Here is a 15,450-nt window from a genome sequence, read left to right on the forward strand (position 1 = left end):
CCGGCAGGCGAATTCGCCCACGACGCGCATCACCGGCAGCTCTGCCCGTAGTCGGCCGGGCCCCCTACTCGAACCGTGACGGATCGCCCGCCCCGCGGCGTACGATCTCGGGCTCTCCCTGCGAGAAGTCGATGACGGTGGTCGGCTCGACGCCACAGTCACCGGAGTCGAGGACCGCGTCCACCACGTGGTCGAGCTCGTCCTTGATCTCCCAGCCCTGGGTGAGCGGCTTGTCCTGGTCGGGCAGGAGCAGGGTGCTCGACAGCAGTGGTTCGCCGAGCTCGGCGAGGAGCGCCTGGGCGACGGCGTGGTCGGGGATCCGGACGCCGACGGTCTTCTTCTTCGGGTGCAGCAGTCTGCGCGGTGCCTCCTTCGTCGCCGGCAGGATGAAGGTGTAGCTGCCCGGGGTCGAGGCCTTGACCGTGCGGAACACCGAGTTGTCGATGTGCACGAAATGGCCCAGCTGCGCGAAGTCCTGGCACATGAGGGTGAAGTGATGCCGGTCGTCGAGCCGGCGGATGGAGCGGATGCGATCGAGTCCTTCCCGATTGCCGAGCTGGCACCCCAGCGCGAAGCAGGAGTCGGTCGGGTAGATGACGAGACCGCCGCCGCGGATGATCTCGGCCACCTGGCCGATGATCCGCGGCTGGGGGTTCTCCGGATGCACGTCGAAGTACTTGGCCATACGCCGAGCTTAGATCGCCCGGCGGTGACGCTCAGGAACGTGCCGAGGGCTGCCGCCGTTCGATCGGTCCACGGGACGCGGCGCCGGGGTCTGTGCCGGCATCGTGGAACACCGCCGCCGCATGGGCCCGGCAGGTCTCACAGGGACAGCTCGACCACCAGCGGGCGGTGGTCCGAGATCGCCGTCCGCACCGTGCCCGCGGTGCCGACCGCCTCCGCGCCGATCCCGGCCGTGAGGACGTGGTCGAACTGCACGACCGGGCGGTGCGCGGGATAGGTCGGCGTGCGAGCGGTGTCCCGCCAGCGGCGCGGCGGCGTGGAACGAGTGGTCCGGGGCGCGTTCAGTACGGCCCTCGGTACGGCGCCGACCAGGTTGAAGTCGCCCAGCAGGACGTGCGGCAGGGGCAGGCCGGCGATCCAGTCGCGGACGGTGAGCAACTGGCGGACGTTCCATCCCGGCACGAACGTCAGGTGCACCGCCACGGCGGTGAACGGCCCCCGCGGTCCCTCCAGTACGGCGGCCAGCGCCGCGCGCGGCCGGTCCCGGACCGGGGTGAGGCCGGGCCGGCCGGGCACGAGCAGGGGCATGCCGAGCGGCGCCGGGGCCAGCCGCCTGATCCGCCAGTCCCGGACCGGGAGGCGGGTGAGCAGCGCGAGTCCGTGCGAGGGGACACCGGCGTCCGTCCCGGTGTCCCGGGGGCCGTACATGCGCGGCCCCGGCTCCGTCGGGTCGAGGTCCCACCCCCGGTCCCCGGTGGCACGGGCGTGCAACGCCGTCGCGTAGCGCCACTCGTCCAGGCCCGCCGCCCGCGCCGCGGCGCCGGCCTGGTCGACCCGGCCCGACCGCTCCTGGAACCGGTCCACCTCCTGCAGCGCGAGGACGTCGGCGTCCAGGGACATGACGGCACGGGAGAGCGGTTCCGCGGGTTCGTCCGCGGCCGCCGGGGGCACGGGACGGCCGTCCACCATGGGCCGGCCGTGCAGCACGTTGAACGTCGCGAACCGCAGCCGACCGTGGGGCGCGCCGTGATCGGCGCGCCCCACGGCGTGGGCGGAGTGTGAAGGGGAGTCCATGGAGAAAGTAGTACTTGGCGGGACGGGCCGAACGGCGAAGGCGTCGACGGCGCGTCACCGACTAGGGACTTCACCGGGTCCGGCGATGGATGTGGCAGGCCGGTCAGCGCCCGGCGGCGGCCGAAAAGAGCCCTGGGCAGCGGGGAATGTCCAGCAAGCAATGGTCAATTTCAGCCGTTGATTTGTCATCGCCATGACAAAGCGTCGACCATGATGCCAGTCTGCTCATGAACGTTCACCGTTCCTTCACCTCCCCCCACCTCTCGCGCGCCGCCGATCTCGGTCACGCCCCCGTGCGTCGCCTCGTGCGGCGCCCTTTCCTGCTCAGCGCGTTGCCCGCCGGCCCCACCCCGCCGGCCCGCTCTCTCGGCCTCGACCACAGGCCGATCGTCGCCAGAAGGAGAAGCCCTTGTCACGGCCACGCCATTCCTCGTACCGCCGCAGATACACGGCGGTGTTGGCGCTCGCCACCGCGAGTACTCTGCTCGCCGCCGGATTCCAGGCCGGCATCGCGTCCGCGGCGCCCCACGGCAGCGGTCACGCGAAGATCGCCGCCACTCCCCGGGCCGGTGCGGCTCCCGCGAAGCTGTCTCCCGGCCGGCACGCCTCGCTGCTGAGGAGCGCGACCGCCGCGGTCGGCGACACCGCGCGGATCCTCGACCTCGGCTCCAAGGAGAAGCTGATCGTCAAGGACGTCGCGAAGGACGCCGACGGCACCACGCACACCCGCTACGAGCGCACCTACGCCGGCCTCCCGGTCCTCGGCGGCGACCTCGTCGTGCACACCAAGGACGGCCGCAGCACCCTGTCCGAGGCCACCAAGGCCACCATCAAGGTGCCCACCCTCACCGCCAGGGTCGGGTCGGCCACGGCCGCCCAGAAGGCACTGAAGGTCGCCAAGAAGGCCGACGCCACACGTCCGAAGGTCGACGGCACGCCCCGGCTGGTCGTCTGGGCCGCCGGAGCCAAGCCGGCGCTGGCCTGGGAGTCCGTGGTCGAGGGCACCCAGGACGACGGCACCCCGAGCGAGCTCCACGTCATCACCGACGCCACCTCGGGCAAGGCGGTCTTCGACTACCAGGGCGTACGGACCGGTACCGGCACGGGCCAGTACAGCGGGACGGTGCCGGTCGGCTCCACGCTCTCCGGCTCCACGTACCAACTGGTCGACGGCGACCGCGCGGGACACCGTACCTACGACCTGAACCAGGGCACCTCCGGCACCGGCACCCTGTACACGGATGACAACGATGTCTGGGGAGACGGCAACCAGAGCGACCGGCAGACGGCCGGGGTGGACGTCGCCTTCGGCGCCGCGGCCACCTGGGACTACTACAAGGACGTCTTCGGCCGCAACGGCATCCGCAACGACGGGGTGGCCGCCTACAGCCGGGCGCACTACGGCAACGGGTACGTCAACGCCTTCTGGTCCGACACCTGCTTCTGCATGACGTACGGGGACGGCGCGAGCAACGCCCACCCGCTGACCGCCCTCGACGTCGCCGCGCACGAGATGAGCCACGGCGTCACCGCCGCCACCGCCGCCCTCACCTACTCGGGCGAGTCCGGCGGCCTCAACGAAGCCACCTCGGACATCTTCGCCGCGGCGGTGGAGTTCCACGCCGACCTGGCCTCCGACGTCCCCGACTACCTCGTCGGCGAGAAGATCGACATCAACGGCAACGGGACCCCGCTGCGGTACATGGACAAGCCCTCCAAGGACGGGGCGTCCCGCGACTACTGGGACTCCTCGCTGGGCGGCGTCGACGTCCACTACTCCTCGGGACCGGCCAACCACTTCTTCTACCTGCTGTCCGAGGGCAGCGGCGCCAAGACCGTCAACGGGGTCTCGTACGACAGCCCGACCTTCGACGGCGTGCCCGTGACCGGCATCGGAATCGAGAACGCCCAGCGGATCTGGTACCGGGCGCTCAGCACCTACATGACCTCCAGCACCAATTACGCCGGCGCCCGCGTCGCGACCCTGCAGGCCGCGGCCGACCTCTTCGGCGCCTACAGCGACACCTACCTCGCCGTCGCGGCCGCCTGGGCCGGGATCCACGTCGGCGACCGGATAGCGCTCGGCGTCAACGTCTCCCCGATCGACGACCAGGTCAGCGGCGTCGGCCAGCAGGTCTCCCTGCAGACCAGCGCCTACACCACCAACTCCGGCGCCGGTCTGACGTACGAGGCCACCGGCCTCCCGGACGGTCTGACCATCAGCGACACCGGGCTGATCTCCGGCGTCCCGACGACGACCGGAACCAGCACCGTCACTCTCACGGTCACCGACAGCACGGGTGCGACCGTCTCGACCGGCTTCGACTGGCGGATCGCGAACATCTACGTCAACGGGACACGCGTCGACATCCCCGACGTCGGACCCGCGGTCGAGTCGCCGATCACCGTCACCGGCCGGACCGGCAACGCCTCGGCCACCACCCAGGTCTATGTCAAGATCGTCCACACCTACCGCGGTGACCTGACCGTCGACCTCGTCGGCCCGAACGGCACCGTCTACTCGCTGCTGAACCACAGCGGCGGTTCCGCCGACAACGTCGACCAGACCTTCACGGTCGACGCGTCCGACCAGCCCGTCGACGGCACCTGGATCCTCCGCGTCCGGGACACCGCCGCGATCGACGTCGGCTACATCCAGCAGTGGCAGCTCACGCCCTGACGCCCGCCGCTCCGACCCGGTCCTGTCCCCGCTGACCCGACTCGCCCGTCCGGACCGCCTCGCGCGGACCGGACGGGCGAGCCCGTTGCCGCCGGGCCCGTCTACCCCGTGACGTGCTCCGTGCGGGGGGTGAGGACGAGCATCGTGACGTCGTCACGCACCGCGTCGCAGAAGTGCAGGAGGTCCTCCCAGAGACGGGTGGTGAGGTCGGACGGTGTCTCGTGCGCGAACAGGCTCAGGCGCTCGGCCAGGGGATAGAACGCCCCCGTCGCGTCCCTGCTCTCGGTCACACCGTCGGACCCCAGGAACAGTCGGTCGCCGGGTTCGAGCAGGACCGTGCGGACATGGGGCGGAGAGAGCTTGAAGAATCCCAGACCGAGCGGGGCCCCGGGTTCCAGGACCAGTTCGACAGCCTTTCCGCCGCGCAGCAAATACGGATGCGGGTGCCCGCACGAGGTCAGTCGTACGCTGTCCGCGATGGCGGAGAATTCCAGCAGCAGGGCGGTGGCGAACAACTCGGCGTGCTCGGTCTGCGCCGAGTCGACGATCAGCCGGCGGTCGAGGCGGCCCGCCGCCGAGGTCAGGTCGCGCTGGTCGAGCACCGACTCGCGGAACGCCCCCAGGAGCGAGGCGACCGTTCCGACGGCCGACAGACCGTGCCCCTGGACGTCACCCATCACGGCTCGCACGCCGTAGGGTCCGTCCCGTACGTCGAAGAAATCACCGCCGACCAGGGTCTCGCGTTGCGCCGCGCGATACAGGCCCACGCATCGCACGGGTCCGACGGACTCGGGAAGCGGCGGCAGCACGGCGAGCTGGGCCGCCTCCGCGACGGTTCGTACCGTGACCAGGTCGGCGTCGCGACGGCTGCGCACCAGGGACAGGACCACGCTGAGCGCCGCGATGAACACGATGGTCAGCAGGTCGGCGTTGCCCGGATGGTTGAGCTGGAGCGCCGGAACGACCAGCAGGGCGACGACGATGGCGCCGTAGACCGCCGTCACCAGCGGCCCGTAGGAGAGCACGGCCAGGGACGGGACGACGCCCAGCAGGAATCCGATGTCCACCGGTCGCTGGCTGGCCAGTTCCGTGCCGCAGACCACCACCAGCAGAACCGGCGGCAGCACCCGTACCCAACGCGGGGGCGGCGCTCCGCGCAGCCAGCCACGCTCCTTCTTCTCCCGTAGCCGTGGGACGGCCGCGCCCATAGCACTCCTCCCTCCTCCACCACGCTCCTACGTCCGGCGCCCGGGCGCATTACGGTGGGGCATTTCATGGGGCCGAACGGAGAAGGCCCGGAGCGGTGGTTGAAATTCGGAATTTCCCGCCGGGAATTCTCCCGCGGAACACGTGTCGGCGCCGGAGAAGAGGACACCCGGTCCTTCGAACGCGCACCCGCACAGAACGCGCACCCGCACAGAACGCGCACCCGCACAGAACGCGGACCCGCGGAGAACGGGGACCCGCACACTGACAAATGGAAGGACTTCTTCGTGAACGAGAACCTGTGGGCCTACGCTCCTACCGCCGGTCACACCCCGGACGCCGATCTGACCGGGTACCGGGTGGACGCGAGCGACGGCCACATCGGCAAGGTCGACAAGCACTCCGATGAGGTCGGTTCTCAGTACATCGTCGTCGACACCGGCATCTGGATCTTCGGCAAGGAAGTTCTGCTGCCGGCCGGGACGATCACCGCGATCAGCCACGAGGACAAGACCGTCCACGTCTCCCGGACCAAGGACGAGATCAAGTCGGCGCCGGAGTTCGACAAGGAGAAGCACCTCGGCGACCCCCACTACCGCGACCAGCTGGGTGGACACTACGGGTCGGGTCACTGACACCGCCTCCCCGAAAGCACTCCTTCGCCGGTGCCGCCTCCTCCCCGGGGGCGGCACCGGCGTCCGCGTCGTCACGGAGTGCCTCGGCCGGTCCGGCGAAGGAGTGATCCACGCCCTTCCGCATCCGGGCGGTCGGTGCGACGGGTAGACCGGTTCAGGAGAGCGCGGAGGCGTGCCACCGGGGCCGTGTGCCCGGACACCCCGCGCCCGACGGAGCCGCTCAGCGAAGGAGAGTCTCATGGCCGCCACCCGCGGTGTGCCCGATGTGCTGGTGGTCGGCGCCGGTCTCGCCGGTCTGGCCTGCGCCCACGACCTCGTCCGCGCCGGATTCGGGGTCCGTGTCCTGGAGGCGTCGGACGGCGTCGGCGGACGCATGCGGTCGGACCGCCACGAGGGGTTCGTGCTCGACCGCGGATTCCAGGTGTTCAACACCTCCTATCCACAGGTCCGGCGTCGCCTTCCGCTGCGCGAGCTGCGGCTGCGGCCCTTCACCCCCGGCTTCCTCGTGCACACCGACGACGGGGTGCTGCGCTTCGGCGACCCCACCCGGAAACCGCACCGGCTCGGCGATCTGCGCCCGGGGCGGTTCGCCGGGAGCCGGGATCTGCTCGCCCTGGGCGTACTGTCGGCCCGCGACATGGTCGCTCCGGTCCGCTCGCCGGCCCGCGGCGACGACCGCACGACGCGCACCGCGCTGGCGGATGCCGGATTCTCCGAGGAGTTCGTCGAGAGGTTCTTCCGTCCGCTCCTCTCCGGGGTCTTCCTGGAGGACGAGCTGGAGACCTCCAGCAGGGTCTTCCACCTGATCTGGCGCAGCATGCTGCGCGGCACCCTGTGCCTGCCGTCCGAGGGCATCGGGGCGGTGCCGCGGCTGCTCGCCGCCGCGCTGCCGCCGGAGGCCGTGAGCCTCGACACCCCGGTGGCCCGGCTCACGGACACCGGGGTCGCCCTGGCCTCGGGCGGCGAACTGCCCGCGCGGGCGGTGGTGGTGGCGACCGGGCCGGACCCGGCGGCCGCGCTGCTGCCGGGGCTCGACGTACCCGCCTACCGGGTGGTGACGACGTACTACCACGCCGCGACGCCCTCCCCGCTGACCGAACCCACCCTCCTGACGGACGCGCGTGGGAGGTTCCTCAACACCTGCGTCCTGAGCGAGGTGGTGCCCGGCTACGCCCCCGCCGGGAGGGCGCTGATCGCCACGTCCGTGCTCGGCGACGACCGCGAGGGCCGCGAGAACGAGGTGCGCGGGGCGCTCTCCGAGGTGTACGGGACCGACGCGGGCGCCTGGCAGCTCCTGAGCGCGCGCACCGTACCCGACGCGCTGCCCGCGATGCCGCCACCGCAGCCGCTGAGCCGCACCGCCCGGTTCGCTCCGGGCCGCTACGTGTGCGGCGACCACCGGGCCACCGGGTCCGTCCAGGGAGCACTGGCCTCGGGCGCACGCGCGGCCCGCGCGGTGGCGAGGGACCTGGCGTCGTAGTGGTGCGGCAGGCCACGGCGCCGCGGCTTCGCATGGGAGAACGCGGGCTTTCGCATGGGAGAGCCCGAGGTTCGCATGAGAGAGCCCCGGCTGGACGGGGGAGACCAGCCGGGGCCGTTTGCGGTGTGGCCGGCGGAGGGCGGTCGCCTCTCGGCGGAGGGCACCATGGGGCTTCAGCCGGACGATCGTCCCCATGGGCTTCGGGTAGGGCCCGGGGACACTGTCCCCTCCGCAGCCACACACCCACCAACGGTCGGCCGTCACGGGTTGTTCCCGGGGCCTCCCCGTCACCGCTGTGAGGTGCGGAACATCCGCGGACGCGGCGTCCTCAGCCGAGGAAGTCGGCGACGAGCGTGGCGAACTCCTCAGGGGCGGCCAGGCGGATGCCGAGGTCCTCGGCCTTGGCACGCTTGGACCCGGCGTTGGCCCCCGCGACGACCAGGGTGGTCTTCTTCGAGACGCTGGAGGAGGAGCGGCCACCGGCGCGTTCGATGAGCTCGTTCATCTGGTTGCGGCTGAGCTTCTCGAGGGCACCGGTCATCGCGCCGGTGACGACGACCGTCATCCCGGCCAGTGGGCCGCCCGCCGCCTGGCCCTCCCCGTCCGCTGCTGCGTCCGAGCCCGAGCCCGAGCCCGAGTCGGTGGCGTCGCCGTCGGCGGCGGTCGCGGGGACCGGCGGAGTGGCGCCCGGTTCGGTCATGTTGACCCCGGCGGCCGTGAGTCTGTCGATGAGCGGGGCCAGTTCGGCCAGCTCGGCGACGATGGACGGGGCCTTCTCGGTGCCGACGCCCTCGACCTGCTGCAGCGTCTCGGCGTCGGCGGCACGGATGAGGTCCATGGTGGCGAAGTACCGCGCGATACGTCGGGACATGGAGCGCCCGGTGCCGCGGACACCGAGCGCGCACAACACCCGTGACAACGGCTGTCCCTTGGCCGCTGCGATCGCGGCGAGCAGATTGTCCGTGCTGGTCTCACCCATCCGCTCCAACCCCAGGAGTTGTTCGCGGGTGAGGGCGAACAGATCGGCGAGGTCGGCGACCAGACCGGCTTCGACGAGCTGGACGACACGGGTGGAGCCGAGGCCCTCGATGTCGAGCTGGTCGCGTCCGGCGGCATAGGAGAGGGCAGCGACCAGATGGCAGTTGCGACCGTTCGCACAGCGCCAGCGCTGCTCGCCGGTGTCGATGGCGGACCCGCACCGCGGGCATGCATCGGGGAAGACGATCGGCTCCTCGTCGCCGGTGCGCAGATGGGCGACCGGGGCTTCGACGCGCGGGATGACGTCACCGGCGCGGTGCACCATGACGTGGTCGCCCAGGCGCAGATCGCGGCGGGTGATGTCCGCCGGATTGTGGAGCGTGGCGTAGGTGATGGTGGAACCGTCGATCTCGACCGGCTCCAGGACGGCGCGCGGGGCGATGATGCCGGTGCGGCCCACGTTCCACTCCACCCCCAGCAGCCGGGTGATCTTCTCGACCGCGGGCAGCTTGTAGGCGGTAGCCCAGCGCGGGGCACGCGAACCCGACCCGGCGGCCCGCTGGTCGGCGGCCAGGTCGGCCTTGATCACGATTCCGTCGATCCCGAAGGGCAGCTCGGCTCGCAGCGCCGCGATCTCCTTGACGCGCGCCAGCACCTCCTCGGCGGTGTCGGCGGTGATGCCGGGCACGGCGGTGGTGGCGGTGGTGCTCACCCCGTACGCGCCGGTCCGTGCCATGAGGTCGCTGTGCGCCAGCTCGGCCAGACTCTCCGCGAGGGCGCTGTCCGTGCCGGGCAGCGGCAGCAGGCCGTACCCGAAGAAGCTCATCGGCACGGTGTATGCGCGGTCCTTGGCGCGCAGGGTGCCCGCCGCGGCGTTGCGCGGGTTCGCGAAGGGCTGCCCGCCGTGCTGGGTGCGCACCTCGTTGGCGTACTCGAACTGGGCCGTGGACATCAGGACTTCACCGCGCACCTCCACCGTGACCGGCTCGGTGAGCTGCCGCGGCAGACCCTCGACGGTGCCGATGGCGTGCGAGACGTCCTCCCCGGCCGTCCCGTCGCCCCGGGTGATGAGTCTCTCCAGACGGCCACGGGTGTAGCGGGCGGCGATCGCGAGCCCGTCGAGCTTCGGCTCCACGCTGAAGCGGGTGGCGTCGTGGCCGATCCGGCGGGCCAGTGACGCGGTCCACGCGGTGAACTCCTCGGCAGAGAAGACGTTGTCCAGGCTCAGCATCGCCACCGTGTGCGGCACATCGCCTTGCACGGCGCCGCCGGCGACCTTGCCCGTCGGCGAGTCGGGCAGCACCTCCTCGGGGTGCTCCGCCTCCCACGCCGCGATACCGCGCACCAGCCGGTCGTAGGCGTCGTCGTCCAGTACCGACGTGCCGCCCGCGTAGTACGCGGCCGACGCCCGCACCGCGTCCTCGACCGCCTGCGCGTAGGCGACGGCATCCACGATCACTGCAGCTGGTGTTGTCATACCCGCCATCCTGCACGCCACCACTGACATCGCCCCCGTACGACCGTCGTCCGCGGAGTACTTACGGAGTGCTTGCGGGCTGCTCGTGGGAGACCGCGGCGAGCCGACTCGACGGTGTGGTGACAGGGACCGCGGCGACCTCACGCCGGCCCGGCACGGCCTCGGGTGTCCGGAAGCCGACCTGGGCGTCTGATCCCGCGAGGCCCTCTTCCTCCGGCACCGCCGTGCGAGCACCCTTGTCGCAGGGACGGCGGGCGGTCCGCGCGAGGGTGACCAATCCGCGCTGTGCCCGGCGACGGATGATGTGTGGGCGACGGGACACTGTGCCCGTCGGCTGAGCCGGGCCACAGGAAGAGGTGCGATGGACAGCCGTACGCGGAGGACACCCTTGGGCGCGCCGGGTCGTCGGCCCGCCGGGGAGCGTCCGGCCCTGGTGCCGCTCAGGCACGGGGGTCCGGCGAGCGCGGCCGTGCTCGTCCTGCACGGGGGCAGGGCCGACAGCCTGGCGCCCTCACGGCCCTGGAACGTGGCGGCGCTGCGGATGCGGCCCGTCGCCCGTGCCGTCGCCGCGGCGGTGCCGGACGAGGAGGTGTTCCTCGGCCGGGTCCGCTATCGCCACCGGGGATGGAACGGTTCCCGGGCCGACCCGGTCCAGGACGCCCGGCAGGCCCTGACCGAGCTCACCCGGCTCGTCGGGGACGTGCCCGTGATCCTCGTGGGCCATTCCATGGGAGGCCGTACCGCACTGCGTGTCGCCGACGCACCACAGGTCAGGGGAGTGGTGGCGCTCGCCCCCTGGTGCCCGGAGGGCGAACCGGTGGCCCAACTGCGGGACAGGAAGGTGATAGTGCTCCATGGCGACCGGGACCGGGTCACCGATCCACAGGCGTCCGTCTCGTTCGTACGCCGTGCCCGGGACGCCGGATCGCACGCCGGTGTCCTGCTGGTGAAGGCCGGTGACCACGCCATGCTCCGGCGGTGCGGAACCTGGCACCGGGCCACCGCGGCGGCGGTCGCCGAACTGCTGACGTCCGGTGGGCCGCCCGGACCGCCCGGATCGGCCGACGGACTGCTGGCCACCGCGCTGGCGGCGTCCGGGGCCGGTGTGCTCTGACGCGATCCGCGATCCGCGGACTGCGACCCGCGTCCCGAGCCGTGCGGCACGACCCGTCGACCCGCAGCAGCCGAAGTACCGGCTGATGGGACGGTCTTGGGGACGGCGGACGGAAAACCCGATGCCCCGCGCCCTCCGGATTCCCTACACTCGCCCTACATCGCGCGCCGGAAGCGGAGCCGCATGCACAGCCGACGGCATCCCTGCCGGCCCGGCCGGCGGCTCCGCGGGACATCGCGGCGCGCGCCGTCACCGATCGAGGGGAGCCGAGCCGTGCGTCACCGCATCGCTTTCGTCGTTCCCCCCGCGCGGTACGAGGTGATCCTCGTGTCCTCGTGGAACCGGTGCCGGCCGCGCGGCCCGCACCGGTCGTCCGCGACGAACTTCTGACCTCTGCCTGTCCGTTGTCGGGTCGGCCGGCCCCGTACGCCTCGATGCGCGGGTGCCGTCGCTCCACCCTGTCAGGGGTCCTTCACCGGTCCGATCATGGGCCGCTTCGTCCGGCAATCGCGCCGTTCCGTTCCGGATCGTCCCGAAAGGCCGTGGCCGTGCGCACCGACCTGCACCGTCATCCCGAGAATCCACCGACCGCCGTCCGCAACCTGGGCATCCTCGCCCACGTCGACGCCGGCAAGACCACCCTCACCGAGCGGATCCTGTACGTCACCGGGACCACGCACAAGCGCGGTGAGGTCCATGACGGCACGACCGTCACCGACTTCGACCCGCAGGAGCGCGATCGTGGCATCACCATCTTCGCCGCGGCCGTCAGTTGTGCCTGGGACGGCCACCGCATCAACCTGATCGACACCCCGGGCCACGTCGACTTCTCCGACGAGGTGGCGCGTTCGCTGCGGGTCCTCGACGGGGCCGTCGCGGTGTTCGACGCCGTCGCCGGAGTGGAGCCGCAGAGCGAGGCGGTGTGGCGGCAGGCAGACCGGTATGGCGTGCCGAGGATCGCCTTCGTCAACAAGCTGGACCGTGCGGGTGCCGACCTCGACTCGGCGGTCGAGTCGATCCGGCGGCGGCTGCATCCGGCCCCGCTCGTCGTCCAGTTGCCGATCGGTACGGAGTCCGGCTTCACCGGTGTGGTGGACCTGCCGCGCATGCGGTCGCTCGTCTGGACCGACGGCCGCGACACGGCCGAGGAAGGTCCGGTGCCGGAGGAACTGCGTGCTGAGGCGGGCCGCCGTCGACGGCTCCTGGAGGAAGCGGTGGCGGAGCTCCATCCCGCCGCGCTGGAGGAGTTCTGCGCCGAGGGGAGCGTCTCCGCACCGACCTTGGTCGCCGCGCTGCGCGACCTGACCCGGACCGGTGACGGCGTCGTGGTGCTGTGCGGTTCGGCCTACCGCAATCGCGGCATCGAACCGCTGCTGGACGCGGTCGTCGCCTACCTTCCTTCGCCGCTGGACGTGCCCGCGGTACGCGGCACGCAGGGCGGCGTGGAACAGGAACGGGCCGCCGACCCGAGGGCGCCGTTCGCGGCCCTGGTGTTCAAGGTGAACGCCACCGGCACGGGGCGGCTGACGTACCTGCGCGTCTATTCGGGAACGATCGGGAAGGGAGAGACGGTGTGGGAGTCGGGCGCGCGGCGCGTCGAGCGGATCGGCCGGATCCTGCGGGTCCAGGCCGACCGTCACGCCCCGCTGGAACGGGCGGTGGCCGGTGACATCGTCGCGGTGGTCGGGCTGAAGTCGGCCCGCGCCGGGTCGACGCTGTCGGCACCCGGGGCCCCCTTGGTACTCGAGCCGTCGGCCGTCGCCGAACCGGTCGTCTCCGTGGCGGTCGAGGCCGGCGGGAACACCGATGCGGACCGCCTGGTGTCGGCGTTGGCGCGACTGGCCGAGGAGGATCCCTCGCTGGTCGTCCGCACCGACCCCGAGACCGGTCAGACGGTGCTGTCGGGCATGGGAGAACTGCATCTGGAGGTGGCGGTGGAGAAGATCCGGCGCGCGCACGGGCTGGACGTCCGTGTCGGCAGGCCGAGGGTGGCCTACCGGGAGACCGTCGTCCGCGGGGTGTCCGGGCTGGTCCACCGGCACGTCAAACAGGACGGCGGCGCGGGCCAGTTCGCCCATGTCGTCATCGACGTGGAGCCGATGGAGGCCGGCCGGGACTCCGTCGGCGACCTCGCGGACGATGGTGCGACACGGTTCGGGTTCCGCTCGGCCGTGGTCGGCGGCCGGGTACCGCAGGAGTACGTCCGTGCGGTGGAGGCCGGATGCCGGGACGCACTGGCCGAGGGGCCGCTCGGCGGCAATCCGGTGACCGGGGTGCGGGTCGTCCTGACCGACGGAGCGACCCATCCGAAGGACTCCTCGGAGATGGCGTTTCGCACGGCCGGCCGGCTCGCGCTGCGGGAGGCGTTGCGGGCCTGCGCGATGGTGTTGCTGGAACCGGTGGTCGACCTCACGGTCACCGTGCCCGACGACGCCGTGGGCGGGGTGCTCGGCGACCTCGCGGCACGCCGCGGGCAGGTCTCTGGCTCCGTCACGCGTGCGGGCGCCGTGGTGATCAGTGCCGTCGTGCCGCTGGCCGAACTGTTCGGGTACGCGACGCGGCTGCGCAGCCGGACCCGGGGCCGCGGCGTCTTCACCACCCGGCCCGCCGGTTACGCCCCGGCGCCGAGCACGGCGTCCCACGGGACACCGACCCGGTGACCCACGGGACACCGACCGGGTGACCCAGGGGACACCGACCGGGTGACCTGTGTGTGGATCCGCCCGCATCCGGGCCGGCGACCCGCGTACCGGTTCGGCCCGCACCCGGGCCGGTCCCGCTGATGCCGGTCCCGCCCCTACTTGGGCGGGACCGGTGACGGGATCACCGCGGAAGGGGGGGAGGGGAAGGGAGAACGGGGAACGCGGGAACGGGGAACGCGGGAAAGAGGAACGCGGTACACGCCGGAAGTGCCGTGCATGCTTCGTCCCGACCGGGGCACACGCAACCACAGGCAGCTCGAGGAAGCCCACCCCCCTGGCAACCCCGAGCCCCACGGCCCCGCCCGCAGTCACCCCCCCGACTGCGGGCGGGGCCGCGTCATGTGGTGCGGCGACCTCACCGAGTCCGAGTCCGGGACGCCCGGAAACGCGTCATGCCGGGGGCCGTTTCCCTATCGGACATCCGGTAGGGAAACGGCCCCCGGCATGAGGGACCCAGGACGGAGCCTGCTGTGTCAGGCGACCGACGGATCGAGCAGCCCGCTGCGCAGACGCTTCAGGATGCGGGTGATCAGACGGGAGACGTGCATCTGCGAGATGCCGAGCTCCTCACCGATCTGGGCCTGGGTGCGCTCCTCGACGAAACGCATGTGGATGATCTGGCGCTGACGGTCGTCGAGGCCTGCGATCAGCGGCGCCAGGGAGTTGAAGTCCTCGACCAGTTCGAGCGCGGGGTCGTCCTCGCCGATGAAGTCCGCGAGGACGCTCTCCCCGTCCGCGCCGTTGTCGGCCGTGAGCGCGGCGTCCAGGGACGAGGAGTTGTAGCCGTTGGAGGCCTTGCGGGCCTCGATGACCTCTTCCTCGGAGAGGGACATCAGCGCGGACAGCTCGCGCGTGGTCGGGGTCCGGCCCAGGCGGGTGCGCAGCTCCTCGGTCGCCTTGGCCAGCTCGATACGGGCCTCCTGCAGACGCCGGGGCACGTGGACCGCCCAGCTGGTGTCGCGGAAGAAGCGCTTGATCTCGCCGACGATGTACGGGACGGCGAAGGAGGTGAACTCGACCTCGCGGGTCAGCTCGAAGCGGTCGATCGCCTTGATGAGCCCGATGGTGCCGACCTGGACGATGTCCTCCATCTCGTCCTGGTTGCGGCTGCGGAAGCGGGCCGCCGCGTACCGCACGAGGGAGAGGTTCATCTCTATCAGGGTGTTGCGCGCGTACTGGTACTCGTGGGTGCCTTCCTCCAGCACGGCCAGCCGGTCGAAGAACTGACGCGACAGAGTACGCGCGTCCTTCGGGCTGACCTTCAGAGGCTCGTTGATCAGGGGGAGTGCCTCCCCCTCGGCCGTCACCGCATGCCGTGCCGCGTCCGTTGCCATCGCTGCCGTCACGGCTGCCATGCGATCCACCCCAAATCGTCCGAAGGAACTGAAGACAGGGCTCGTGTGCCCTGCCTTATGCGAGT

The 15,450-nt window shown here is 71.6% G+C and carries 10 protein-coding genes; 5 read left to right on the forward strand and 5 right to left on the reverse strand.

What is annotated here, in order from left to right:
• Positions 1-64 precede the first annotated feature (64 nt).
• Together HEP85_RS41895 and HEP85_RS41900 are read right to left on the reverse strand one after the other, a co-directional pair.
• Positions 65-685 carry an L-threonylcarbamoyladenylate synthase gene (locus HEP85_RS41895; protein WP_168532601.1) on the reverse strand — a complete coding sequence of 207 codons (621 nt, stop codon included), beginning with the start codon at positions 683-685 and terminating at the stop codon, positions 65-67.
• Positions 686-822: 137 nt separating this feature from the next.
• A complete protein-coding gene (locus HEP85_RS41900) occupies positions 823-1,758 on the reverse strand; it encodes an endonuclease/exonuclease/phosphatase family protein (RefSeq protein WP_369658073.1) in 936 nt (311 codons plus the stop codon).
• Positions 1,759-2,212: 454 nt separating this feature from the next.
• Here HEP85_RS41900 and HEP85_RS41905 point away from each other — a divergent pair, with 454 nt between their 5' ends.
• The gene (locus tag HEP85_RS41905) at positions 2,213-4,438 is read left to right on the forward strand and encodes a M4 family metallopeptidase (protein ID WP_168534615.1); all 2,226 of its coding nucleotides are present in this window, start codon (positions 2,213-2,215) and stop codon (positions 4,436-4,438) included.
• Positions 4,439-4,539: 101 nt separating this feature from the next.
• Here HEP85_RS41905 and HEP85_RS41910 read toward each other — a convergent pair whose 3' ends face one another.
• Positions 4,540-5,646 carry a PP2C family protein-serine/threonine phosphatase gene (locus HEP85_RS41910; RefSeq protein ID WP_168532605.1) on the reverse strand — a complete coding sequence of 369 codons (1,107 nt, stop codon included), beginning with the start codon at positions 5,644-5,646 and terminating at the stop codon, positions 4,540-4,542.
• A gap of 285 nt (positions 5,647-5,931) precedes the next feature.
• On the opposite strand from HEP85_RS41910, the gene HEP85_RS41915 reads away from it, so the two are divergent.
• Both HEP85_RS41915 and HEP85_RS41920 read left to right on the forward strand, forming a co-directional pair.
• Positions 5,932-6,279, forward strand: coding sequence for a PRC-barrel domain containing protein (locus HEP85_RS41915; RefSeq protein WP_168532607.1), 348 nt, complete (start codon positions 5,932-5,934; stop codon positions 6,277-6,279).
• A 238-nt stretch (positions 6,280-6,517) separates the two neighbouring features.
• Positions 6,518-7,759, forward strand: a complete 1,242-nt coding sequence (locus HEP85_RS41920) for an NAD(P)/FAD-dependent oxidoreductase (RefSeq protein ID WP_168532609.1) — start codon at positions 6,518-6,520, stop codon at positions 7,757-7,759.
• Between the two features lie 328 nt (positions 7,760-8,087).
• On the opposite strand, the gene ligA is transcribed toward HEP85_RS41920, so the two are convergent.
• Positions 8,088-10,223: an NAD-dependent DNA ligase LigA gene (gene ligA, locus HEP85_RS41925; RefSeq protein WP_248002380.1), complete on the reverse strand. Its 2,136-nt coding sequence runs from the start codon at positions 10,221-10,223 to the stop codon at positions 8,088-8,090.
• A gap of 352 nt (positions 10,224-10,575) precedes the next feature.
• On the opposite strand from ligA, the gene HEP85_RS41930 reads away from it, so the two are divergent.
• The gene (locus tag HEP85_RS41930) at positions 10,576-11,328 is read left to right on the forward strand and encodes an alpha/beta hydrolase (protein WP_168532613.1); all 753 of its coding nucleotides are present in this window, start codon (positions 10,576-10,578) and stop codon (positions 11,326-11,328) included.
• 548 nt (positions 11,329-11,876) lie between these two features.
• Positions 11,877-13,988: an elongation factor G gene (gene fusA, locus HEP85_RS41935; protein WP_248002572.1), complete on the forward strand. Its 2,112-nt coding sequence runs from the start codon at positions 11,877-11,879 to the stop codon at positions 13,986-13,988.
• A gap of 515 nt (positions 13,989-14,503) precedes the next feature.
• Here fusA and HEP85_RS41940 read toward each other — a convergent pair.
• A complete protein-coding gene (locus tag HEP85_RS41940) occupies positions 14,504-15,364 on the reverse strand; it encodes an RNA polymerase sigma factor SigF (protein ID WP_248002573.1) in 861 nt (286 codons plus the stop codon).
• Positions 15,365-15,450: the final 86 nt, after the last annotated feature.

This window comes from Streptomyces sp. RPA4-2, assembly GCF_012273515.2.
GTDB classification, from domain to species: domain Bacteria; phylum Actinomycetota; class Actinomycetes; order Streptomycetales; family Streptomycetaceae; genus Streptomyces; species Streptomyces kaempferi.

Coding starts and splice junctions, on each gene's coding strand:
- HEP85_RS41895 (WP_168532601.1), bottom strand. CDS start 685: ATGGCCAAGTACTTCGACGTGCATCCGGAGAACCCCCAGCCGCGGATC.
- HEP85_RS41900 (WP_369658073.1), bottom strand. CDS start 1,758: ATGGACTCCCCTTCACACTCCGCCCACGCCGTGGGGCGCGCCGATCAC.
- HEP85_RS41910 (WP_168532605.1), bottom strand. CDS start 5,646: ATGGGCGCGGCCGTCCCACGGCTACGGGAGAAGAAGGAGCGTGGCTGG.
- HEP85_RS41920 (WP_168532609.1), top strand. CDS start 6,518: ATGGCCGCCACCCGCGGTGTGCCCGATGTGCTGGTGGTCGGCGCCGGT.
- ligA (WP_248002380.1), bottom strand. CDS start 10,223: ATGGCGGGTATGACAACACCAGCTGCAGTGATCGTGGATGCCGTCGCC.
- HEP85_RS41930 (WP_168532613.1), top strand. CDS start 10,576: ATGGACAGCCGTACGCGGAGGACACCCTTGGGCGCGCCGGGTCGTCGG.
- HEP85_RS41940 (WP_248002573.1), bottom strand. CDS start 15,364: ATGGCAACGGACGCGGCACGGCATGCGGTGACGGCCGAGGGGGAGGCA.